The 4396-nt window shown below is 74.1% G+C and carries 6 protein-coding genes; 4 read left to right on the top strand and 2 right to left on the bottom strand.

Going from position 1 to position 4396, the window contains the following annotated elements; genetic code table 11:
- Positions 1–467 (top strand): PadR family transcriptional regulator (locus tag GTW43_RS36105; RefSeq protein ID WP_161306200.1); only part of this gene is annotated, 467 nt, incomplete at its 5' end.
- An 88-nt stretch (positions 468–555) separates the two neighbouring features.
- Here the strand turns inward: GTW43_RS36105 and GTW43_RS36100 are convergent.
- On the bottom strand, positions 556–984 hold the full coding sequence (locus GTW43_RS36100; RefSeq protein WP_161306199.1) for an SRPBCC family protein: 429 nt from the start codon (positions 982–984) through the stop codon (positions 556–558).
- Between the two features lie 152 nt (positions 985–1136).
- On the bottom strand, positions 1137–1325 hold the full coding sequence (locus tag GTW43_RS37785; protein WP_202502372.1) for a hypothetical protein: 189 nt from the start codon (positions 1323–1325) through the stop codon (positions 1137–1139).
- 191 nt (positions 1326–1516) lie between these two features.
- Here GTW43_RS37785 and GTW43_RS36095 point away from each other — a divergent pair, with 191 nt between their 5' ends.
- From GTW43_RS36095 to GTW43_RS36085, 3 genes are all read left to right on the top strand, one after another.
- Positions 1517–2026 (top strand): Clp protease N-terminal domain-containing protein, encoded by a 510-nt coding sequence (locus tag GTW43_RS36095; protein ID WP_343246230.1) that lies wholly within the window; start codon positions 1517–1519, stop codon positions 2024–2026.
- A gap of 81 nt (positions 2027–2107) precedes the next feature.
- The gene (locus tag GTW43_RS36090) at positions 2108–3115 is read left to right on the top strand and encodes an EamA family transporter (protein ID WP_343246229.1); all 1008 of its coding nucleotides are present in this window, start codon (positions 2108–2110) and stop codon (positions 3113–3115) included.
- A gap of 293 nt (positions 3116–3408) precedes the next feature.
- Positions 3409–4371 (top strand): EamA family transporter, encoded by a 963-nt coding sequence (locus GTW43_RS36085; RefSeq protein WP_161306201.1) that lies wholly within the window; start codon positions 3409–3411, stop codon positions 4369–4371.
- Positions 4372–4396: the final 25 nt, after the last annotated feature.

The raw sequence follows: 4396 nt of genomic DNA, 5'->3' as shown, positions 1-4396 counted from the left end.
GAGGCCGCGGCGGCGGGCCGCGCGGCCGGGCCCGGCGCGGCGACGTGCGCGCCTCGATCCTGGCGCTCCTGAAGGACCGCCCGATGCACGGGTACGAGATGATCCAGGAGATCGCGGAGCGCAGTGGCGGCGCCTGGAAGCCCAGCCCGGGCTCCGTCTACCCGACCCTGCAGCTGCTCGAGGACGAGGGCCTGATCGCCAGCGCCAGCGAGGGCGGCAAGAAGCTCTTCTCCCTCACGGACGACGGGCGCACCGCCGCCGACGAGGGGCCCGAGGCTCCCTGGGAGGAGGCGGGCCGCGGGGTCGACTGGGAGGCGATGAACGAGATCCGGCAGGCCGGCTTCGGTCTGATGGAGGCGTTCGGCCAGGTCTGGAAGACCGGCAGCAAGGAGCAGCGCGACAAGGCGCTCTCCGTCATCAACGACGCGCGCAAGAAGCTGTACCTGATCCTCGCCGACGAGGACTGAGCCCCGTGCGGGCCCAGGAGGACGGCAGAGCGTGGAAGAGGCGTCCGCACACACCGTGCGGGCGCCTCTTCGCGTCGGGGTGAGCGGATCAGGCCACGAGCCCGCTCAGCTTGCGCAGCGACTCCTGGAGCGCGGCCGTCGCCGAGTCCTTGAGCTTGCCCGCCATCAGCGAGACCGCCGCGCCCGTGAACTCCCCGTCGATGCGGACCGTCGTGGCCTGGCCGTCCGGGGTCAGCGTGTAGCGCGTGCCGACGTTCACTCCCATCGGGCCCTTGCCCCTGATCGCGAGCGTCCGTGTGGTCTCCAGGTCCTCGACGGTCCAGGTCACCTCCGCGGGGAACCCCATCAGCTTCATGTTCTCCTCGAACTGTCCGCCCACCTCGAGCGAGGCCGGAGCGCCCTTCGGGAAGCTCGTGTGGGTGGCGTTCCACTCCCCGTACGAGGAGAAGTCGGTGAGCTGCGCCCAGACCTTCTCCGTGGGCGCCTCGATGCGTGCTTCCGCGCTGACTTCGGCCATGCGGCCACCCCTTCGATTCGAGAGCCCGGCGGGCTGTGGTGTCGCGTCGTCGCGGAACGTAGCCGCGTGGCCTCGAACATTCAATACTGATGAACCGTCAGGAATTCTGCGGCCGTGCCGCGAATCCGCCCCGCACCCCGCCCGCGCCCCGCTCACCCCACGCGTTCGATCCGCGCGGCGTCGAACAGGTCGTACGCGCGCGGATGCGGCCCCTCGTCGTGACAGTGCCAGGCGTCCCAGAACAGGTCGGCGGGCAGCGCGTCGTCGGGGGCGTAGACCCGGTACACGTACTGTCTGCCGTCGGTCGCGGGCAGGGCCACGAGCCAGCACCTGCTCTCCATGTGAGGGACAGACGAGCCGGGAGGGGAGCATGGTTGCGGTCCCGCACGGGGGCGCGCACCCGTCGGGGACACCCGGCCTGATCTCATCCCTGAGGAGGAGGGGCGCGCGGGGGGTGCCCACCTTGTGTCGGACGCGAAGATGCTTCCCGTCGGGGATGTTCGGGCCGATCGGGCCTGATGAGCTGGGATACGTGCACAGTTCTTCCCCGTCCGACACCACGTACGGCCCCGTCGACGACGACCCGGTCGACGCGCCGCTCAGCGACGAGCTCGCCGCCGCCGTCGCCGGAGCCCGCCGTCGCGCGGTGCGCGACGGCGACCGGCAGATCGACACCGCGCACCTGCTGCACTCGCTCCTGGAGTCCGACCCCGAGGTCAGGGCCGCCTGCGCGGACGGCGGGCAGCTCGCCCGGCTCCTCGGCTACCTGGTTCAGCGGAGCATCGGCTACGGCCTGCGCTGGCAGGGCTCCGTCGAGGACTCCGGTGCCGTGCCGGTCGTCCGGTCCGGCGCCCCCGGCTGGTCCCAGGTCGCGACCGCGGCCCTGACCGCGGGCGTCGCACGCGCCGCGGCCCGGGGCGGCGGGCCGGCCCGCGGGCTCGACGTCTTCGCCGCGCTCGTCGAGGATCCCCGCTGCCGTGCCGTCGAGGTGCTCGACCGGGCCGGGATCGACGTCCAAGACCTGCGTACCGCCCTGAACTGACCGCGGCCGGCGGCCCGTCGGCGTCCGTCCAGTGAGACAGGGGTCATCGAGGGTGACGGTGCTGACCGTCCCTGTCATGATGTGCCGGTGCACGGGTCAACGGAGTCTCAGAGCGGTCCGGGAACGAGTGTGCGCGGCATCGGTCTGGGCCTGGCCCTCGTCTCCGCGCTCGCGTTCGGCGGTTCCGGGGTGGCGGCCAAACCGCTGATCGAGGCGGGTCTCGACCCGCTCCACGTGGTGTGGCTGCGGGTCGCGGGCGCCGCACTCGTCATGCTGCCCGTCGCCTGGCGGCACCGCGCGCTGGTGCGCCGGCGCCCCGCCCTGCTCGCCGGCTTCGGCCTGCTCGCCGTCGCCGGTGTCCAGGCCTGCTACTTCGCGGCGATCTCCCGGATCCCGGTCGGCGTCGCGCTGCTCGTCGAGTACCTCGCCCCCGCGCTCGTCCTCGGCTGGGTCCGGTTCGTCCAGCGCAAACCGGTGACCCGGGCCGCGGCGCTCGGCGTCGTCCTCGCGGTCGGCGGACTCGCCTGCGTCGTCGAGGTGTGGGCGGGGCTCAGCTTCGACGCCCTCGGGCTGCTGCTCGCGCTCGGCGCCGCCTGTTGCCAGGTGGGCTACTTCGTCCTGTCCGACCAGGGCAGCGACGCCGGAGACCAGGCCCCGGACCCGCTCGGCGTCATCGCGTACGGGCTCCTGATCGGTGCCGTCGTGCTCACCGTCATCGCGCGCCCCTGGGGCATGGACTGGTCGCTCCTCGCGGGACACGCCACGATGAACGGCGCGACGGTGCCCGCCTGGCTGCTCCTGTGCTGGATCGTCCTGCTCGCCACCGTCGTCGCGTACGTCACCGGCGTGCTCTCCGTGCGCCGGCTCTCCCCGCAGGTGGCCGGCGTGGTCGCCTGTCTGGAGGCCGTCATCGCGACGGTGCTCGCCTGGATCATGCTCGGCGAGCACCTCTCCGCGCCGCAGCTCCTCGGCGGTGCCGTGGTGCTCGCCGGCGCCTTCATCGCGCAGTCCTCGAAGCCGCAGGCGCCGGACGCGCCGCAGGTCGTCGAGCCGGAAACCGCGTTGTCCCGGTCGGGCGGCGCCGTCTAAAGTGGCGATCATGCACGCACACGCACTCGTCCTTCCGCCCCCGGCCGCTTAGGGCCCCGCGGGCGTCGACTCCGGTCCGCCCGCCGAGGGCCCGCTGCGGGCGGTGAGCGGCACTGCACGAGGGATCCGGACGACCGGACCCCGCGCTCGGGTGTTCCCGAGCGGGTCACGGCTGCCCGTCCGCAGACGACGGTCCGTGTCCCTGGCCCCCCGCTCTAGGGGTGCCGTTCTCCGTGGAGTGCCACGTGTCGCATGCTGTGTCGGGCCAGTCCGCCCGTTCGCTGGAATCCTCCCTGTCCACCACCCTCACCGCCCCCGCGCTGTCCGTACCGCGAGGTCTGGTCTGCCTCGTCGTCGCGGGTCTCGCCTGGGGCACCGCGGGCGCCGCCGCCGAGCTCGTGTTCCGGGCCGGCGGGCTCGGGCCCGCCGCCCTGTCGTTCTGGCGCTGCGCCGGCGGTCTCGTCCTGCTCCTCGCGGTCCGGGCGCTGCGGCGCTCGCCCGCACCGGCCGCCACCGCCGTCCGGGAGCCGCGATGGCGCACGGCGGTCCGTGTCCTCGTGCTCGGGGTGTCCCTCGCCCTCTTCCAGACCGCGTACTTCGCCGCGGTCGCCGCGACCGGCCTCGCCGTCGCCACCGTCGTCACGCTCGGCGCGGGCCCGGTGCTCATCGCGCTCGGCGCCCGCCTCACGATGGGGGAGCGGCTCGGCCGGGGCGGTGTCGTCGCGGTCGTCGGCGCGCTCGGCGGGCTCGCCGTCCTCGTGCTCGGCTCGGGCGGCGCCACCGTACGGCCCGCGGGGGTCCTGTGGGCGCTCGCCTCGGCCTCCGGGTACGCCGTGATGACCCTGCTCACCCGCTGGTTCGGCCGGGCGGGCCGGGTGGGCGACCGACTCGGCACGACGGCGGGCACGTTCGCCGTCGCCTCGCTCGCGCTGCTGCCGTTCGGCGTGGCCGAGGGCCTGGTCCCGCACGCCGGGCACATCGGGGAGGTGCTCGTGCTGCTCGCGTACATCGCGTCCGTGCCGACGGCCCTCGCCTACGGGCTCTACTTCGCGGGCGCGGCCGTCGTGCGCTCCGCGACCGTCTCCGTGATCATGCTGCTCGAACCGGTCGGCGCCGCCCTCATCGCCGTGACCCTGCTCGGTGAGCGGCTGACCGGGGCGACGGTCGCGGGCACCGCGGTGATGCTGGCCGCCGTGGTCGGCCTCGCCGCGACGGAGGCCCGCGGCGCGCAGCGCTCACCGCTGCCCGACGCCTAGGGCGTGTTCCCCGCGCGGCGCCGAC

Source organism: Streptomyces sp. SID5785 (assembly GCF_009870065.1).
GTDB lineage: Bacteria > Actinomycetota > Actinomycetes > Streptomycetales > Streptomycetaceae > Streptomyces.
The sequence above is the reverse complement of the archived record's forward strand: the minus strand, read 5'-3'. Positions and strand labels throughout refer to the sequence as shown.